This is a genomic window from Nonomuraea thailandensis, from assembly GCF_024172165.1.
GTDB lineage: Bacteria > Actinomycetota > Actinomycetes > Streptosporangiales > Streptosporangiaceae > Nonomuraea > Nonomuraea thailandensis.
This window is the reverse complement of sequence record NZ_JAMZEB010000002.1, coordinates 6,205,155-6,222,708: the sequence shown is the minus strand read 5'-3', so window position 1 is coordinate 6,222,708 and position 17,554 is coordinate 6,205,155. Positions and strand designations below refer to the sequence as shown.

The following is a 17,554-nucleotide window of genomic DNA, read 5'->3' as shown; positions in this document are numbered from 1 at the left end:
GACGGGAGGGGTGGGGGCCGGTAACGTGCCCCACCCCTGGCGACGCTTCCGGAGCTGCGGGTGGGGCTTGGCCACCCACCGCACTCCCTGGAGGCTCCCAGATGTCCAGCCGTTCGCCGTTCCACCGGCGCGACTTCCGGCTGCTCCTGCTCGGCCAGACCACCACCCAGCTGGGCACCCAGGTCAGCGGCGTGGCGATTCCGCTGCTCGCCGTCGTGACCCTCGACGCCTCACCCCTGCAGCTCGGCCTCGTCACCGCCTCGGGGACGGTCGCGTTCGCGCTGATCGGCCTGCCCGCCGGCGCGTGGATCGACCGCCGGCGCCGCCGCCCCCTGCTCGTCGCCGCCGATGCGGCCCGCGCGGCGCTGCTGGCCACGATCCCGCTCGCCGCGTTCCTCGGGACGCTGACCATCGCGCAGCTCATGATCGTCTCGTTGCTGGCCGGCGTGGCCAGGGTCTTCTTCGACGTCGGCTACCAGAGCTACCTGCCGTCCGTGGTCGGCCGGGCCGGCCTGCTCCACGGCAACGCGGCGATGGAGACCGTCCGCGCCTGCGGCCAGGTGGCCGGGCCCGGCGCCGGAGGCTGGGCCGTCACCGTGCTCGGCGCCGCGAACGTCGTGCTCGCCCAGGCCGTCACGTTCGCCGTCTCGGCCGCGTCGCTGCTGGCCATCAGGGCTCCCGAGCCGCCCCCGCGGCCCCGGCAGGGCAGCCTCGTCGCGGAGGTCGGGGAGGGGCTGGCGTTCGTCGCCAGGACCAGGGTCCTGCGTGCGACGGCGATCACCAGCGCCGCCGGCAACTTCTCGTTCGCGATCGCCTCGGCGGCGAGCTTCGTCTTCATGGTCCGCACGCTCGGCCTCGCACCCGGCGCGATCGGGCTGGTGCTCGCGGCCGGCTCGCTCGCCGCCCTGGCCGGCGCGGCCCTCACGCCGCGCCTGGCCCGCCGTGTGGGCTCGGCCCGCGTCATCTGGCTGTCCCTGGCCGTCACGGGCCCCGTCGGGCTGCTCGGCCCCCTGGCGCAGCCGGGCTGGGCGGTGGCGCTGCTGGTGGCCGGCACGGCGGCGGGCGAGCTCGGCCAGATCGTGTACGCCGTCACGAACGTCAGCCTGCGCCAGCGCCTGTGCCCCGAGCGCATGCTCGGCCGGGTCAACGCCACCATGCGCTTCCTCATGATGGGCCTGTTCCCCCTGGGCGCCCTGCTCGGCGGGGTGATCGGGGAGGCGGCGGGGCCGCGGCAGGCGCTCTGGGCGGCCGCCGTCGTCATCCTGCTGTCACCGCTGCCCGTGTACGCGGCGCTGCGCGGGATCCGCGACGCCGAGGACGTCGCGCCCTGGGACGGGCCCTGAGCACGTGGGGCGGCACCCGGCCCGGGTGCCGCCCCTCATGAACGCGTCAGGCGCGGCGGAGCTGGAAGGTGAGGCCGAGGTCGGCGTCCGTGTGGGACGGCAGGTCCGCGGCGGAGCCCTCCGTGATGGCGGTAGCCAGGACCTCCTCGCCGACCACGCGACCCTCCGCGCGCAGCGCCGCGGCGAGGTCGTCGGACGTGGCGGCCCACCACAGCTCGATCCGGTCGGTGATCGACAGGCCGGTCGACTTGCGGGCCTCCTGCACCAGGCGGATGACCTCGCGCAGGAGGCCGGCGCGGCGCAGCTCGTCGGTCAGCTCCAGGTCGAGAGCCACGGTCTCGCCCGTGCCGGTGCCGATGGCGCCCGTCTCGACCGCCCAGCCGGAGCGGGGCTGCTCGTTGACGATCACCTCGTCGGGGCCGAGCATGATCTCGCCGAGCTCGTCCGCCTCCACCATGACCGTGGCGCCCGAGCGCAGGGCCCTGGCGACGCGGGTGGCGTCGGCGGCGGCCACGGCGGCGGCCACGAGCTTGGTCTGCGAGCCGAAGCGCTTGCCCAGGGCCCGGAAGTTGGGCTTGACCGTGTAGGACACGAGGTCGGCGCTGAAGCCGGACATGTCCTCCAGCGTCTGGACGTTCAGCTCGTCGGCCACCAGGCCGCGCAGCTCGCCGGGCAGCGACGGCCAGCCGTGCGCGCCCACCAGGGCCCGCCGCAGCGGCTGGCGCGTCTTGACGCCCGAGGAGGCGCGGGCCGAGCGGCCCAGCTCCACCAGGCGCCGCACGAGCACCATCTGGTCCGACAGCGCCGGGTTCAGCAGGTCCTCGCGCACCTCGGGCCAGGGGGCCAGGTGGATCGAGGAGGGCGCGTCGGCCGGGCGCAGGACGTCCCACAGGTAGTCGGTGACGAACGGCGTGACGGGCGCCATCAGCCGCAGCACCGTCTCCAGGCACTCGTACAGGGTCGCGAACGCGTCCTGCGAGCCCTGCCAGAAGCGGCGGCGCGAGCGGCGCACGTACCAGTTGGACAGGTCGTCGAGGAAGTCGGCCAGGCGGCGGCCGGCGCGCTGGGTGTCGTACTCGTCGAGCGCCGCCGTGACCTCGGCCACCGTGCGGTGCAGCTCGGCCAGCGCCCACCGGTCGAGCAGCGGGCGCTGCGCGGCCGGGGTGGCCTCGGCGAGCATGGCCGGCGACCAGGACTCGGCGTTGGCGTAGAGGGTGAAGAACGACGAGGTGTTCCACAGGGTCAGCAGGACCTTGCGGACGATCTCCTCCAGCGTGCCGTGACCCACCCGGCGCGCCGCCCACGGCGAGCCCGCGCAGGCCATGAACCAGCGCAGCGCGTCGGCCCCGTGCTGGTCCATCAGCGGGATCGGCTCGAGGATGTTGCCCAGGTGCTTGCTCATCTTGCGGCCGTCCTCGGCCAGGATGAGGCCGAGGCAGAGCACGTTCTCGTAGGAGGACTGGCCGAAGACGAGCGTGCCGACGGCCATCATCGAGTAGAACCAGCCGCGCGTCTGGTCGGTGGCCTCGCAGATGAACTGCGCCGGGTAGACGCCCTCGGGCTTGCCGCGCTCGCCCCACTGGGCGAACGGCATGGAGCCCGAGTCGTACCAGGCGTCGATGACGTCGGGCACGCGCGTGGCCAGGGCGCCGCACGACGGGCAGTCGAAGGTGACGTCGTCGACGAACGGGCGGTGCGGGTCGAGGGCCGAGACGTCCTGGCCGGACAGCGCGCCGAGCTCCTCCATCGACCCGACGCACGTCACGTGCGACTCGTCCTGCGAGCACACCCACAGCGGCAGCGGCGTGCCCCAGTAGCGCGAGCGCGACAGCGACCAGTCGACGTTGTTGCGCAGCCACTCGCCGAACCGGCCCCACTTGATCGTGTCGGGGTACCAGTTGGTGTTCGCGTTCTCCGCCAGCATCCGGTCCTTGACCGCGGTGGTGCGGATGTACCAGGAGGGCAGGGCGTAGTAGAGCAGCGCCGTGTGGCAGCGCCAGCAGTGCGGGTAGCTGTGCTCGAAGTGGCCGCCGCGGTAGAGCAGGCCGCGCGCCCGAAGGTCCTCGGTCAGCTCCTCGTCGGCGTCCTTGAAGAACCTGCCGCCGACCATGGGCACGTCGTCGAGGAAGCGGCCGTCGGGGCCGATCGGGTTGACGACCGGCATCTCGTACTTCCTGATCACGGCCATGTCGTCGGCGCCGAAGGCGGGCGCCTGATGGACCAGGCCGGTGCCGTCCTCGACCGTGACGTAGTCGCCGAGCACGACGTAGTGCGCGCCCGGGATGTCGACCAGGTCGAACGGGCGGTTGTAGCTGGTGTGCTCCAGCTCGCGGCCGGTGAGGCGGGCCACCTCGGTGGCGCCCTCGCCGAGCACCGACAGCAGGGGCTCGGCCACGACCAGCACCTCGCCGCCGGCGGTGCGGGCCGCGACGTAGGTGACGTCGGGGTGCACGGCGACGGCCGTGTTGGAGACGAGAGTCCAGGGCGTGGTCGTCCAGATGAGCAGCGCGGCGCCCAGCTCGGCCAGGGGGCCGGAGGTCACGGGCATGCGGACGTAGACCGAGGGGCTGGAGACCGTCTCGTACGCGCCGGGCTGGCCCAGCTCGTGGTCGGACAGGCCGGTGCCGCAGCGCGGGCAGTAGGGCGTGATCCGGAAGTCGCGGAACAGCAGCCCCTTGTCGAAGATGACCTTCAGCGACCACCACACGGACTCGACGTAGGACGGGTCCATGGTGCGGTAGGCCTGGGACAGGTCGATCCAGTAGCCCATCCGCTCGGTCATCTGCTCGAACGCGTCGACGTGCCGCAGCACCGACTCGCGGCACTTGGCGTTGAACTCGGCGATGCCGTACGTCTCGATGTCGCGTTTGCCGGACAGGCCCAGCTCGCGCTCGACGCTCACCTCGACCGGCAGGCCGTGGCAGTCCCAGCCCGCCTTGCGCGGCACGCTGAAGCCGCGCATCGACTTGTAGCGGGGGAACAGGTCCTTGAACACGCGCGCCTCGACGTGGTGCACGCCGGGCAGGCCGTTGGCGGTGGGCGGCCCCTCGTAGAAGACCCACGCCGGGTTGCCCGCGTTCTGCTCCACGGAGCGCTCGAAGATCTTCCCGTCCCGCCAGCGGTCGAGGACCTCGCGCTCGAGCGCGGGCAGGTCGACCTGCGCGGGAAGAGAGCGGAATGATGGGGAAGACATCTCGGGCGTGACCTCCACGCTTGATCGGCCGGTATGGCTGGACGCGTGAAGGGACGAAGCCTGGCGGCTCCGCGGTACCACCCTTCTTGACCCCGCCTCGGGCGGGGCCCTCTTCTTTTGGCCTGCTGCCGGTTCTAGTGAGCTCGCGAGAGCCGTTCTTCCGGCGGCTCCGGGGTGATATCCCTCACAGTCGGGCCCCATCGACGCCTTGCAGACTCAAACCATAACGCAGAGTGGGGGCGAAGGCTTCCTTGTTTTCCTGGTGGCGGCGCCCCCGCTGCCGGTACGCCAGTCGTAAACGGCGCAAAGATGTGGGAATGGACGCCTGCGGGGAGGAGTTGAATGCGCGAGGCGGGATAGTACGGGGGAGGTAAACCGTCCGGCGGGTCGTTTGCCGTTCCGTTATCTGGATCCTAAGCTGCCCGCACCATTCACGGCCTTGATCAGCAATGGAGGCAGCCATGGCGGCAGTCACGCAGACCGCTACACCCTCGACGTGGTCGGATGAGGAGCTGGCCGAGGTACGCGGCAGGCTCCAGGAGGAGATCGACGAGCTCGAGGCGGACATCCTCCGTCACGAGTCGGAGATAGCCTCGGGAGACGTCACCCAGGGCGCGGGCGACGACCAGGCGGACGCCGGCGCCAAGACGTACGAGCGCGAACGCGAGATCGCCCTTACCCTGAATGCGCGCGATCTGGTCGCGCAGAACGAACGTGCGATCGCCAGGATCGACGCAGGGACCTATGGAGTGTGCGAATCGTGCCACAAGCCGATCGGCAAGGAACGCCTCCAGGCGTTCCCGAGGGCGACGCTGTGCGTGACCTGCAAGCAGAAGGAGGAGCGCCGGTAACCGGCTCCGACGCAGGCTCGGGAGGCGCTGCGGGCAGGCCCCGCCGGCGCCTCTTCGCCGTCCTCGTGACGCTGGCGGCCCTGATCTACGCCGCCGACCTCGCCACCAAGACGGTGGTGCTGCGCACGCTCGAGGGCGAGCCGCCGCTGGTCGTCATCCCGGGGGTGCTGCAGTTCCGGGTGATCTTCAACTCGGGCGCCGCGTTCAGCATCGGCACGGGGATGACGTTCGTCTTCACCCTCATCGCGGCCGGCGTGGTCGTGGCGATCGTGCGTACGGCGCGCAAGCTCGGCAGCCGCTCCTGGGCCGTCACGCTCGGCCTGCTGCTGGGCGGCGCGACCGGCAACCTCACCGACCGGCTGCTGCGCTACCCGTCGGGGATCGGCCGCTCCTCGCAGCTCCAGGGGCACGTCGTCGACTTCATCGAGGTGCTGCCGGGCAACTTCCCCGTCATCGACTACTTCCCGGTGTTCAACATCGCCGACTCGGCGATCGTCTGCGGCGGCATCCTGGCCGTGATCCTGGCCTGGCGCAACGTGCAGATCGACGGCTCCAGGGAGGTGGCCAAGGATGACTGAGCAGCGCAGCCTGCCCGTTCCCGACGGGCTGGAGGGCGAGCGGCTCGACGCGGCGCTCTCGCGGCTGTTCGGCTTCTCCCGCACCCGCGCGGCCGAGCTGATCACGGCCGGCGAGGTGCTCGTGGACGGCCGCCAGCCCGCCAAGTCGGACCGGGTGCACGCGGGCGCGTGGCTGGACGTGACGCTGCCGCCGCCGGTGACCACCCCCATGCCGGTGGCCGAGCCGGTGCCGGGCATGGCCATCGTGTACGAGGACGACGACCTCATCGTGGTCAACAAGCCCATCGGGGTGGCGGCCCACCCGACCGTCGGCTGGACCGGCCCGACCGTCATCGGCGGGCTGCTCGGCGCCGGGCACACGATCGCGACCAGCGGCGCCGCCGAGCGCCAGGGCATCGTGCACCGGCTCGACGCCAACACCACGGGCGCGATGGTGGTGGCCAAGAGCGAGCACGCCTACTCGCGGCTCAAGCGGGCCTTCAAGGAGCGCACGGTCGACAAGCGCTACCACGCGCTGGTCCAGGGGCATCCCGACCCGTTCAGGGGCACGGTCGACGCGCCGATCGACAGGCACCCGGCGGGCGACGGCCGGTTCGCGGTGGTGGCCGGGGGCAAGCCGTCCGTCACGCACTACGACACGGTCGAGGCGTTCAGGGCCGCGTCGCTGCTGGACATCAAGCTGGAGACCGGGCGCACCCACCAGATCAGGGTGCACATGTCGGCGCTGCGCCATCCGTGTGTCGGAGACCTGCTGTACGGCGCCGATCCGACGCTCGCGGCGCGGCTGGGGGTCACCCGGCAGTGGCTGCACGCGGTGGCGCTCGGGTTCGAGCACCCCACGTCCGGGGAGTGGATGTCGTTCAGCACCGACTATCCGCAGGACCTGCAGAAGGCGCTGGACCTCGTCCGCGCGGAGTCCTGAGCCCGCCGCTCAGGAGTCCTCCTCCTCCGGCTCCTCGCCGTCGTCGGCCGCCTGGCCGGTCTGCGAGCCCTCGACCCGGCCGGGGCTCTCGTCCTCCTTGCTCTTGGCCGGCTTCGGCTCCTTGGTGGGGCTCTTCTTGCTCGCGCTGGGCGACGGGCTGCGCGGCTGTTCCCGGGTCGGCGGCGGGGTGCTGCGCGGCGGCGGCGTCGTGGTGCCCTGGGGCTGGACGCCCTGCGGGGCCGGGCTGCTCTCGGGCCGGGTGGTCTTCAGCTCCGGTGTGGGGGATTCGTACACGGTCGTCGCCTCGGTGGTCACCACGGCGGGCGCGGGGCTGGGGGAGATCGCCTCGCCCGGGCGCTGCGACCACCAGGCCGCGCCGCCGGTGACCAGCCCGACGAGCAGCGCGCCCCCGGCGATCGCGGCCAGCGGCAGCAGCCGCCGCTTCGAACGCCACGGCCGCGGCCCTGACGGCACGGTGACGGGGCCGGTCCGCTCGGGGGCGGCGCCCGTCAGGATGGCCGCCAGCCGCCGCTCCGCCTCGTCCAGCGACATGCGCTCGGCCGGGTCCTTGCGCAGCAGCCCGTGCAGCACCGGGGCGAGCGCGCCCGCGCTGGTCAGCGGGCGGGGCTCGGCGTGCATGACGGCCCCCAGCGTGGCCAGGGCGTTGTCCCGCTGGAAAGGGGAGTGGCCCTCCACGGCCATGTACAGCGTCACGCCCAGCGACCACATGTCCGAGGCGGGCCTGGCCTGGCCGCCCGCCGCGCGTTCCGGCGCCATGAAGGCGGGGGTGCCGACCAGGATGCCCGTCCTGGTGACGGGCGCCTCGTCCTCCGTGGTGGCGATGCCGAAGTCGGTCAGCACCGCGCGGCCGTCCTCCGCCAGCAGCACGTTGTCGGGCTTGACGTCGCGGTGCAGCACGCCGGCCGCGTGCGCCGCGCGCAGCGCCTCCAGGAGCTGTACGCCGACGCGGGCGACCTCGGCCGGCGGCATGGGCCCGTCCTCGCGGATCAGGGCGCCCAGCGTGCGCGAAGGCACGAGCTGCATGACGATCCAGGGGTGACCGCGCTCCTCCAGCACGTCGTAGACGGTGGCCACGCCGGGGTGCGCCACCCGGCCCGCGGCCCGGGCCTCGCGGAAGGTGCGCACGGCGAACTCGTCACGCTCGGGGCCGGACATGTTCGGCGGCGGCAGCACCTCCTTGACGGCCACGTCCCGGCCGAGCACCTCGTCGTGGGCGTGCCACACCATGCCCATGCCGCCCTTGCCGATGGTTTTGAGCAGCCGGTAACGCCCACCGACCACCAAGCCAGCTGAATCGGACATGCACGGCGACTACCCCAGAAGCATCCGGGCAAGCGCGGTGACGACGGCCGCCGACGCCAGCACGACGAGGAACGGCGCCCGCAGCAGCAGCGCCACCACCGCCGCCCCCAGCCCCGCCGTACGGGCCGGATCGAAGCTCAGCCCGCCTTCCGCCGTGAACGTCTGCACCGCGACCAGCGCCGCCAGCAGCGCCACCGGCACCAGCTCCGCGAACCTGCGCACCCGCGGATGGTCCAGCACCCGCCGGGGCGCGGCCAGGCCCGCCAGCTTCAGCGCGTAACAGCCCAGGCAGACCGCGGCGATCGCCCACCACAGCGTCATCGCAGCACCACCACCAGCACCACGGCCGCCGACAGCAGCACCGGCACGCCGGCAGGCAGGAACGGGGTGGCGCACAGGGCGATCGCCGCCGCCCCGGCGGCCAGCCAGCGCAGCTCGGCGCTCTCGGCCAGCCGCGGCCACAGGATGGCCAGGAACGCCACCGGGCCCACCACGTCCAGCCCCAGCACGGCGGGGTCGCCCAGGAACGAGGTGCCGTACGCGCCGGCCAGCGTGCTGAGGTTCCAGGCGATGTACAGGCTGGCGAACGTGGTGACGAAGCCCGTGCGCGCGGCCCGGGGGTCCGGCTGGGCCATGGTGACGGCGGTGGTCTCGTCGATGACGCCGTGGGCGGCCAGCAGCCGGCGCGGGCCGCGTACCCGCAGGAGGTTGGCCAGGCGCAGGCCGTAGAGCGTGTTGCGGCCGCCGAGCAGCAGCGCGCCGAGCGTGGCGGCCACCAGGTCGCCGCCCGCGGCGACCGCGCCGGTCAGCGCGAACTGCGAGGCGCCCGTGAACGCCAGCAGGCTCAGCACGCACGCCTGCGGCACGGACAGGCCCGCGGTGACCGCCGCGGCGCCGAAGGCGATCCCGGACAGCCCCACGGCCAGTCCCACGCCGAGACCGTCCCGCACGGCGGCGGAACGGGAGGTCGTCTCTTCCATGCCGCCCGAGGTTAGGCGTTGGGTGAATCGCCCGTCTTGTACGTTCCTGCAGCGCGCTGATAGGCGGCGGGCGGAACACCCACGACGCGCTTGAAGTGACGGTTCAGATGCGCCTGGTCGGTGAAGCCCACCTCGGCGGCCACCTGCGCCGGCCGCACGCCCGACTGCAGCAGGTGGCGCGCCTGGCGCACGCGCAGCGAGGTCAGGTACGCGTGCGGCGGCAGCCCCGTCGCCGCCTTGAACGCCCGCAGCAGCGCGAACGGCCGCGCCCCCACCGCCCCGGCCAGGTCCTCCAGCGTCGGCGGGTCCACGAGGCTCTCGTGCAGCAGCTCGAGCGCCATCCGCACCGCCCGCCTGCCCTCCGCCGGCAGCACCGTGACCGGCCTGGGCGTGGTGTGGCGGGCCACCAGCCGGGCGAACAGCGTGCGGCTCAGCGTCGAGGCCGCCAGCGCGTCACCCCGCTCGGCCGCCTCGTGCGCTCGCGCCAGCAGCGCCGCCACCTGGTCGTCGCGCACCACCTGCCGCGGGAAGTGCGGCGTGCCGCGGGGCGCCCCCAGCTCTGCCGCGATGCCGCTCAGCGCGTCGATCGAGGGATAGAGCATCCGGTACGCCCACCCGCCCGGCACGCCCGCCTGGCCCGTGTGCACGGAGTCGGGGTTCACCAGGACCAGCTCGCCCGCGCCCGCCCGGTGCAGCGTGCCCCGGTAGTCGAACTCCTCCACGCCCGCCACGATCAGGCCGATCGCGTAGCCGTCGTGCGCGTGCCTGGAGAAGCGGTGGGTGACGTAACGGGCCTTGAGCAGGTCCGTCTCCGGCACCGCCGGGTGCCGCCAGAATCGGGCCTGCTCCTTCACAGCGGCCTGAACGTCCTGGCGAACGTCTCGAAGTAGTGCAGGTCCGTGGCCCAGCTGGAGCTCGGGGTCTCCCAGTACAGGGCGTACGGGCGGCCGTCCTCGGTGTGGAAGCCGCGGTTGATCACGTGGATGGTCCGGCCGCCGCGCACGCGGGTGAACTCCCAGTCGGCGGCCTTCACGCCCAGGTAGTCGAGCGGGGTGATGCCGATCCGCTTGTACCGCTGGAACTCGCCCTTGGCCCGGATCTCCTTCTCCAGGCCGAGCCAGTGCCGCACCGGGTCGTCCCACGGGATGTCGGGGACGGTCCACTCCACGATCAGGGTGCCGGAGCTGCCGGGGCCCTTGATGGAGATGCTGTCCCGGGCCGGGTTCTTCGCCGGGCGCCACCGGTCGGGCATGGCGATCTGGAAGCGGCCGATCGCGCTCCGGTAGGACCGCCACCCCGCCGGGACCGCAGTGCGGGTGGGCCGTGGTGTGGGCTCTGGTGTGGGCTCGGCGGTCGTGGGGGACGGGCTGCCCTCGGCCGGGCCCGTGGTGGTCCCCGTGCTGGGAGATGTGCTGGGAGACGTGCTGGGAGACGTGCTGGGAGACGCGGTGGGGGACGTGCTGGGAGACGCGGTGGGGGAGGCGGCCGTCCAGCGGTCGGACAGCAGGACGCCGCCCGTGCCCAGCACCGCCACGGTCGCCAGCGCCGCGGGCAGGCCGATCCACAACGCCTTGCGGCGGGCGCGGGCGGGCCCGCGCCGCTGCCCGGGCGCCGTCGTGTGCGAGGGGCTCGTGTGCGAGGGGCTGGGGTGCGGGCCGGTGCCGGCCGTCTGCCAGCCGGTCTCGCGCTGACCGGTGCCCGCCCCCGGCTGCCAGGGCGGCGCCGCGTCAGGCGCGCCAGGCTGAGGTGTGAAGACGCCAGGATGCGGAGCGGGGACGCCCGGCTGCGGGGCGGCGCCGCCATGATGTGCGGCGGGGGCGCCAGGATGCGGTGTGGGGGCGCCCGGGTACGGGGCGGGGGCGGCGGGCGTGCCGGACGGCGGGGCGGAGGCGGCCTCGTACAGGAGCCTGGCGGCCTGCGCGGCGGGCAGCCGCGCGCCCGGGTCGCGGCGCAGCAGCCCCATGATGACCGGCTCCAGCACCCCGGCCCGCATCGGCGGCTCCGGCTCGTCGCGCAGCACCGCCGCCACCGTCGCCGCCCACGAGTCGCGCTTGAACGGCGGCCGGCCCTCGACCGCCGCGTACAGGGTGGCCCCCAGCGACCACAGGTCGGACTCGGGGCGCGCGGGATCGCCGTTCAGCCGCTCCGGCGGCATGTACGCGGGCGTGCCCACCAGCCCGCCCGTGGCCGTCAGCCCCGCCTCGGTCTCCATGGAGGCGATGCCGAAGTCGGTGAGCACGACGCGGCCGTCGTCGGCCAGCAGCACGTTCTCGGGCTTGACGTCACGGTGCAGCACCCCGGTGGCGTGCGCGGCCCGCAGCGCGTCGAGCACCCGGCCGCCGATCACCGCGACCTGCGCCGGCCGCAGCGGCCCGCTCTCGCCGACCACCTGCGCCAGGGAGCGCGAGCGGACGAGCTGCATCACGATCCACGGCCGGCCGTCCTCCTCCACGACGTCGTGGATGACGACCACCGAAGGGTGGTCGAGGCGGCCGGCCGCCCGGGCCTCCCTGATGGTCCTGCGGTTGAGCTCGGCCCGCTTGGCGTCGCCGACGCCCGTGTAGCGGACCTCCTTGATCGCGACCGTACGGTCGAGCAGCTCGTCGTGGGCCCGCCAGACGACGCCCATCCCGCCCTCGCCGAGCGGTTCGATGAGGCGATAGCGGTTGCTGACGTGCACGCCGCGAGCCTACCTACTTGGGAGGCACGAACGTCGCGCAGAACCCTTCGAAGAAGTCGTAGTCCTTCTTCCAGTGGCTGCTCAGCGTGTGCCAGTAGATGGCGTACGACTTCCCGTTCTCCGCGACGAACCCCCGGTAGCGGATGCGGCTCTTGCCGGTGTTGGTGGGCCAGTAGAAGTCCCAGTCGGCGGCGGCCTCGCGGTAGTCGGCCTTCTCGATGCCGATCTTCTTGTAGCCGCCGTACCGGTCCTTGAGGCTGGGCTCCAGCTTCTTCCAGCCCTTCAGCGGGTCCTTGCCCAGCTTGGGCATCTCCTCGACGCGCACGTGCGCGTTGGACGCCCCGCCGGGTCCCTTGAACTCGACGCCCCTGCCGCTGCGGACCCACTCGTCCCAGCCCTTGGGCAGGCCGATCTTGAAGCCGAGCTTCTTGTCCGTGTAGTACTTCCACCCGGACGGCAGCGGGTCCTTCTCGGCCTCCTTGGTCTCCTCGGGGGCCGAGGTGGGCGAGGCACTCGGGGACGCCGAGGGGGAGGACGAGACCGTCGGCGAGGGCGAGGGCGGCTGCGAGGCGGGCGTGCTCGGCGACGCCTGTGACGGGCTCGTCGTGACGGCCGCCGCACGCGCGCCGGCGTGCTGCCTGGTCTCGTCGTCGGGAGCCGAGTTCAGGCCGAGGTAGCCGCCCACGGCCGCCACCAGCAGCACCGCGATGGCCGCCGCGATGACGATCGTGGGCTTGCGCTGCGGGTCGGGCCTGGCCGCGTCCATCGTGGACTCGGCGGGCGGCCGCGGCGGCTCGGCGGTCGGCGTCTGCGTGATGCGCGCGCCGGTCTCGGGCATGGCCTCCTGGGAGGCGCGGTCGGCCAGGAGGTTCGGGTCGGTCGGAGTGTCGTCCTCGACGGGCTCGTACGGGCGCCTGGCCTTGGCGGGGCGCTTCGGCCTGGCCGGCGGCGCGGCGGGGCGCTTCTGCTCGGCCGGGGCCGGCACCTGCAGCTCCTGCGCGGCGGGGAACTGCTTGGTGAGCGGCGGGTTCGACGGCCCGGTGGAGCCGCTGTCCGGCTCGGCGGCGATCATGGCGCGCAGGGCCCGGCGCAGCATGCGCTGCGTCTCCTCGTACGTCAGCCGCTGCACCGGCTCCTTGACCAGCAGCCCGCTGATCACGTCCGAGAGCGGGCCCGCGTGCGTGGCGGGGTCGGGCTCGTCGGTGAGCACGGCGTGCATGGTGGCCAGCGCCATCCCGCGCTCGTGCGGGGAGCGGCCCTCCACCGCCGTGTAGAGCGTGGCGCCCAGCGACCACAGGTCGGACTCGCGCCGCGCGGGCAGGCCCTTGAGCCGCTCGGGCGCGATGAACGCCGGCGTGCCCGCGAGGCCGGTCACGGTGAGCTGCGTCTCGGTCTCCAGCGTGGCGATGCCGAAGTCGGTGAGCACGACGCGGCCGTCGTCGGCCAGGAGCACGTTCTCGGGCTTGACGTCGCGGTGCAGCACGCCCGCCTCATGGGCGCGGTGCAGCGCGTCCAGCACGGCCAGGCCGATCTCGGCCACCCGCTTGGGCGGCAGCGGCCCGTCCTGCTTGATCACGGCGCCCAGCGAGCGCGACGGGACGAGCTGCATGACGATCCAGGGACGTTCATCCTCCTCGATCACGTCGTGCACGACGATCACGTTGGGATGCTCGAACCTCGCCGCCGCCCTCGCCTCGCGCATCGTGCGCCGGTTCAGCAGCTGCACCTCCTCGCCCAGGGCGGCGGCGTACCTGACCTCCTTGACCGCGACCGTGCGATCCAGGAGCTCGTCGTAGGCGCGCCAGACGATGCCCATCCCGCCCCTGCCGATGGGTTCCTGCAGCTGGTAGCGGCCGGCGATGCGGCGTCCGTCCTGCTTGCGATCCGACATCAACGGCCTCAAACCCTCCTCTAGGCCAAGAAATACTCTCATGGGCAGGGATCAACGGCGACTCGCCCGAAGGCCAGTCCGTCATGTGAGAAGCGCCGCCCAGCAGGTGGAGGCAGGGGTGTAGGGTTCAGATATGACTTGTCGTCGCTACGCGTTTACCGAGCCGGCTCCGGGAGAGCCGGTCGTCAGCTAGCGACCACCTGGAGCCGGCACGAGGCAGAGACAACCGTCTCTGCCTTTTTCGTTTTCCGCCGGCTCCGCAGGCCGGCCGAGTGAGGAGTCGGGATGTCATCGGCCTTGGAACGGCACGGCGTCGCCGTGGGCGGCCTTCTCGTGGGCGCGGGGCCCGCCGTGGTGATCGGCGACCGGCTGAGCCTGCGCACGGACGCACGGGCGTCGCGCCCGGGTGCCGCGCCGGGGGACCCGCACGCGGCGTCGCGCCCGGGTGCCGTGCCCGCGGACCCGCACGCGGCGCTGCGGGCGGGTGTCACGCTCGCGGAGCCGGCCACGGCGGCCGATCTGCCCGCCATCGCCGAGCACGCGGCGGCCGTGGTGGTGGGGGCGTCGTGGACGCGTGACATCCCCCTCGTGCGCGCCGCGGCCGGGCTCGGGCTGCCGGTCGTCGTGGAGCGGCGGGCCACGGCCTCCATGGAGGAGTGGCTGGGGCTGGCCGCCTACTGCGCGGGCGAGGGCGACGGGCGGGTGATCCTCTGCGAGGGTGGCCGCCGACCCGACCTGGCGCTCGTACGCGCCGCGCGGGCCGCGTCGGGGCGTCCCGCGCTGGTGGACGTCTCGGGCGACATCGGCCTGTCGGCCGCCGCCGTCGCGGCGGGCGCCGACGGCCTGATCATCGGCACCGGCGGGGAGACGTCACCCGGGGCGGAGCGGCGGGTCGCCGAGGAGGCCGTGACGGTCGTCGGCGCGCTGCTGCGCGACGAGACGCCCGGCACGCTGCCCGAGTGCAGGCAGGCGATCGACCGGGTGGACGCCGCCCTGGCCACGCTGCTGGAGCGCCGGGCCGAGCTGGCGGGCACCGTGCAGCGGCTCAAGCCCGTCGGCGGCTTCGCCGGGCGCGACCTGGGCAGGGAGCACGACGTCGTGGCCAGGATGGCCGTACGGGCGCCCGCGCTGGGCGAGTCGCGGCTGTCGGCCATCATGAACGCCGTCATCGAGGCGGGGCTGCACCTTGCCGAGGAGCGTTCGGGTCGGTGACCAGGACGTTGTTCATCGGCCGGCCGGGGCCGGCGGCGATCTGCCCGGTGATGAGCCCGGCGAAGCGGCGGTAGCCGTCACCCGTCGGGTGGTAGCTGCGCGCGTTGACCCGCAGCTCGTCCATGTCGAGCGCCAGCCCGTTCAGGAACGGGCGCGGCCGGCCCACCTCGTGCCCGGTGAACGCCTCGTAGGCGTCCACGTACTCCGCGCTGCCCGGCGCCCCGAACGCCGCGATGGCCCGGTCGAACTCCGCCACCACCGCCCCCACCGTGTCGTTGAGCCGCCGCGTCATGGTGTTCAGCCAGCGCTGGTCGGCCACGGTCAGGTTGTCGACGCTCTCCACCGGGTCCGCGGGGAACGGGCGCGGGTAGCCGAGCACGATGACGCGCGCGGCCGGCGCGCGCACGCGCACCTCCCTGAGCACCTTGAGCATGCTCGTACGCAGCTCCTCGATGCGCCGGTTGACCGCGGCGTCCTGGTCGACGCAGGCCGACGACCACGGGATCTTGACGATGCAGCCCGTCAGCACCCGGGAGAAACCGGCGTCGTTGCCCCCGATGCTCAGCGTCACCAGGCTCGCCGCCGCGCTCACGCGGGTGATCTGGGGCGGCTGGCCGTGCTGGCCCGACAGGAGCTGGCGGGTGGTGGCGCCGCTGCAGGCGTAGAAGGCGGTGCCGCCGCCGAACCGGTAGGCCTGGGCGACGAGCGGCACGTACGAGCCCTCGGAACGGTGGCAGCGGCCGGCCCCGTCGTTGACCGGCGCCTGGCTCAGCTCCCACACCCCCTCGCCCGAGGAGTAGGAGTCGCCGAGCGCCACGTACGTGCCGCTCTGCGCCACCTGCACGGCCGTCAGCCTGGTGATCCGCGGTAACTCGCCCCGCGGCGCGGCGCCGGTGGGGCAGCCCGCGTCCAGCACGGCGCAGGCCAGCTTGGGGTAGAGGTCCAGAGGCAGGCACGCCACGGCCAGCGCGACGCCGATCGCGGCCGCGGCCGCCGTCCGGACGATCCTCCGTCTCGCAGCGTCCAGTGCGACCTCCCTGCCCGGCGACTCCTCTGCTGCGCCATCGAGACTACCCAGCGGCCCCGCCGCCGCGGGCGCTCCGGGACGGCGCCTCTCAGGACGGCGCCTCTCAGGACGGCGGCTCCCGGGACGGCGCCTCTCAGGACGCGCGGCGGCGCCGCACGGTCCACCAGCCCGCGGCGATGGCGACGACCAGCAGGGGGATCAGGTAGAACGCCACCCGCTGGTCCTCGTCGGCGAACGGCATCAGCAGCACCACCAGCGCCAGGAACGCGAGCGTGAGCCAGTTGGTGTAGGGCGAGCCCGGCATCGGGAAGGCCGAGCGGTGGCCCGAGCGGCGCAGCCGGGTCTGGCAGTGCACCAGCACGCCCCACGTCGTGATCACGCCCAGGGACGCCACGGCGGTCGCGATGTTGAAGGCCCGCTCCGGCAGGAAGTAGAACAGCGCCACCCCCGCCAGGAACATGAGCGCGGTGAACAGGATGCCGCCGATCGGCACGTGCCGGGTGCTGAGCGCGCCGGCGAAGCGGGGCGCCTCCTGCTTCATGGCCATCGAGCGCAGGATGCGGCCGGTGGCGTACAGGCCGGAGTTGCAGGAGGAGAGCGCGGCGGTGATCACGACGAGGTTCATGGCGTCGGCCGCCCACGGGACCCCCAGCCCGGAGAAGACCGTCACGAACGGCGACGTGCCCGCGCTGTAGGCGGTCCACGGCAGGACCATGGCCAGCAGCGCCACCGAGCCCACGTAGAAGATCGCGATCCGCCACACCACGCCGTTGATGGCCTTGGGCATGATCTCGTGCGGCCTGGCCGTCTCGCCCGCCGTGATGCCGACCAGCTCGATCGAGGCGTACGCGAACACCACCGACTGCAGGCTCATCAGCACCAGCGGGAACCCGGTCGGGAAGAACCCGCCGTGCGAGACCAGGTTGTGCGGCCCCGCCTCGCCGACCGCGAACACCACCAGCACCAGGCCGACGACCAGGAACACCGTGATGGCCACCACCTTGAGCATGGCGAACCAGAACTCCAGCTCGCCGAACAGGCGCACCGACAGCAGGTTGACCGTCATGACGAAGGCGAGCGCCAGCAGCGCCGTGAGCCACTGGGGGAAGGCGGGGGCCCAGTAGTGGATGTAGGCGGCGATCGCGGTCAGCTCGGCGACGCCGGTGGCGGCCCAGTTGATCCAGTACATCCAGCCGCTGGCGAAGGCCGCCCACGGGCCGATGAACTCGCCGGCGTACTCGACGAACGAGCCGGAGACCGGCCGGTAGAGCACGAGCTCGCCGAGCGCCCGCATGACGAAGAACGCCGCCACCCCGGCGGCGGCGTAGGAGAGCACCAGGGCGGGCCCGGCGGCCGCCAGGCGCCCTCCGGAGCCCAGGAACAGCCCCACGCCGATGGCCCCGCCGATGGCGATCATCTGGACCTGGCGGTTGCCCAGCGCGTGCGTGTATCCCTCTTCGGTCTGCGTGCGCACCCCGTGACTCCTCGATCACCCAGTGTGAATCCGAGGATATCGGTGCTGCTGATCGCCGCGCCGCGCGGCGCGCCGGTCCC

Annotated in this window: 14 protein-coding genes; 5 read left to right on the top strand and 9 right to left on the bottom strand. The window is 73.3% G+C overall.

The features are described from left to right. Positions 1–101 precede the first annotated feature (101 nt). Positions 102–1,343: an MFS transporter gene (locus HD597_RS32050; protein ID WP_253746883.1), complete on the top strand. Its 1,242-nt coding sequence runs from the start codon at positions 102–104 to the stop codon at positions 1,341–1,343. 46 nt (positions 1,344–1,389) lie between these two features. On the opposite strand, the gene ileS is transcribed toward HD597_RS32050, so the two are convergent. Continuing rightward, positions 1,390–4,536, bottom strand: coding sequence for an isoleucine--tRNA ligase (ileS, locus tag HD597_RS32045; RefSeq protein WP_253746882.1), 3,147 nt, complete (start codon positions 4,534–4,536; stop codon positions 1,390–1,392). Positions 4,537–4,997: 461 nt separating this feature from the next. On the opposite strand from ileS, the gene HD597_RS32040 reads away from it, so the two are divergent. From HD597_RS32040 to HD597_RS32030, 3 genes are all read left to right on the top strand, one after another. Then, complete coding sequence (locus tag HD597_RS32040) at positions 4,998–5,387, top strand: TraR/DksA family transcriptional regulator (protein ID WP_253746881.1); 390 nt, start codon at positions 4,998–5,000, stop codon at positions 5,385–5,387. A gap of 65 nt (positions 5,388–5,452) precedes the next feature. After that, complete coding sequence (gene lspA, locus HD597_RS32035) at positions 5,453–5,965, top strand: signal peptidase II (protein WP_253746880.1); 513 nt, start codon at positions 5,453–5,455, stop codon at positions 5,963–5,965. Next, positions 5,958–6,887 carry an RluA family pseudouridine synthase gene (locus HD597_RS32030; protein ID WP_253746879.1) on the top strand — a complete coding sequence of 310 codons (930 nt, stop codon included), beginning with the start codon at positions 5,958–5,960 and terminating at the stop codon, positions 6,885–6,887. The genes lspA and HD597_RS32030 overlap by 8 nt, the downstream gene beginning before the upstream one ends. A 9-nt stretch (positions 6,888–6,896) precedes the next feature. Here HD597_RS32030 and HD597_RS32025 read toward each other — a convergent pair whose 3' ends face one another. From HD597_RS32025 to HD597_RS32000, 6 genes are read right to left on the bottom strand one after another with little or no spacing between them, the layout of a single operon-like run. Next, positions 6,897–8,210 (bottom strand): serine/threonine-protein kinase, encoded by a 1,314-nt coding sequence (locus tag HD597_RS32025; RefSeq protein ID WP_253746878.1) that lies wholly within the window; start codon positions 8,208–8,210, stop codon positions 6,897–6,899. Positions 8,211–8,219: 9 nt separating this feature from the next. Beyond that, positions 8,220–8,531 carry an AzlD domain-containing protein gene (locus HD597_RS32020; RefSeq protein WP_253746877.1) on the bottom strand — a complete coding sequence of 104 codons (312 nt, stop codon included), beginning with the start codon at positions 8,529–8,531 and terminating at the stop codon, positions 8,220–8,222. Next, positions 8,528–9,190, bottom strand: coding sequence for an AzlC family ABC transporter permease (locus tag HD597_RS32015; protein ID WP_253746876.1), 663 nt, complete (start codon positions 9,188–9,190; stop codon positions 8,528–8,530). The genes HD597_RS32020 and HD597_RS32015 overlap by 4 nt, the downstream gene beginning before the upstream one ends. Positions 9,191–9,201: 11 nt before the next feature. After that, positions 9,202–10,044, bottom strand: coding sequence for an AraC family transcriptional regulator (locus HD597_RS32010; RefSeq protein ID WP_253746875.1), 843 nt, complete (start codon positions 10,042–10,044; stop codon positions 9,202–9,204). Then, complete coding sequence (locus HD597_RS32005) at positions 10,041–11,870, bottom strand: serine/threonine-protein kinase (protein WP_253746874.1); 1,830 nt, start codon at positions 11,868–11,870, stop codon at positions 10,041–10,043. The genes HD597_RS32010 and HD597_RS32005 overlap by 4 nt, the downstream gene beginning before the upstream one ends. Before the next feature lie 13 nt (positions 11,871–11,883). Further along, a complete protein-coding gene (locus tag HD597_RS32000) occupies positions 11,884–13,761 on the bottom strand; it encodes a serine/threonine-protein kinase (RefSeq protein WP_253746873.1) in 1,878 nt (625 codons plus the stop codon). 285 nt (positions 13,762–14,046) lie between these two features. Here HD597_RS32000 and HD597_RS66040 point away from each other — a divergent pair, with 285 nt between their 5' ends. Beyond that, positions 14,047–14,973 (top strand): chorismate mutase, encoded by a 927-nt coding sequence (locus HD597_RS66040; RefSeq protein ID WP_308210725.1) that lies wholly within the window; start codon positions 14,047–14,049, stop codon positions 14,971–14,973. On the opposite strand, the gene HD597_RS31990 is transcribed toward HD597_RS66040, so the two are convergent. Both HD597_RS31990 and HD597_RS31985 read right to left on the bottom strand, forming a co-directional pair. Beyond that, the gene (locus HD597_RS31990; RefSeq protein ID WP_253746872.1) at positions 14,927–15,934 is read right to left on the bottom strand and encodes an SGNH/GDSL hydrolase family protein; all 1,008 of its coding nucleotides are present in this window, start codon (positions 15,932–15,934) and stop codon (positions 14,927–14,929) included. The genes HD597_RS66040 and HD597_RS31990 overlap by 47 nt on opposite strands. A gap of 199 nt (positions 15,935–16,133) precedes the next feature. Continuing rightward, complete coding sequence (locus HD597_RS31985; protein WP_253746871.1) at positions 16,134–17,474, bottom strand: amino acid permease; 1,341 nt, start codon at positions 17,472–17,474, stop codon at positions 16,134–16,136. Between the last annotated feature and the right edge of the window lie 80 nt (positions 17,475–17,554).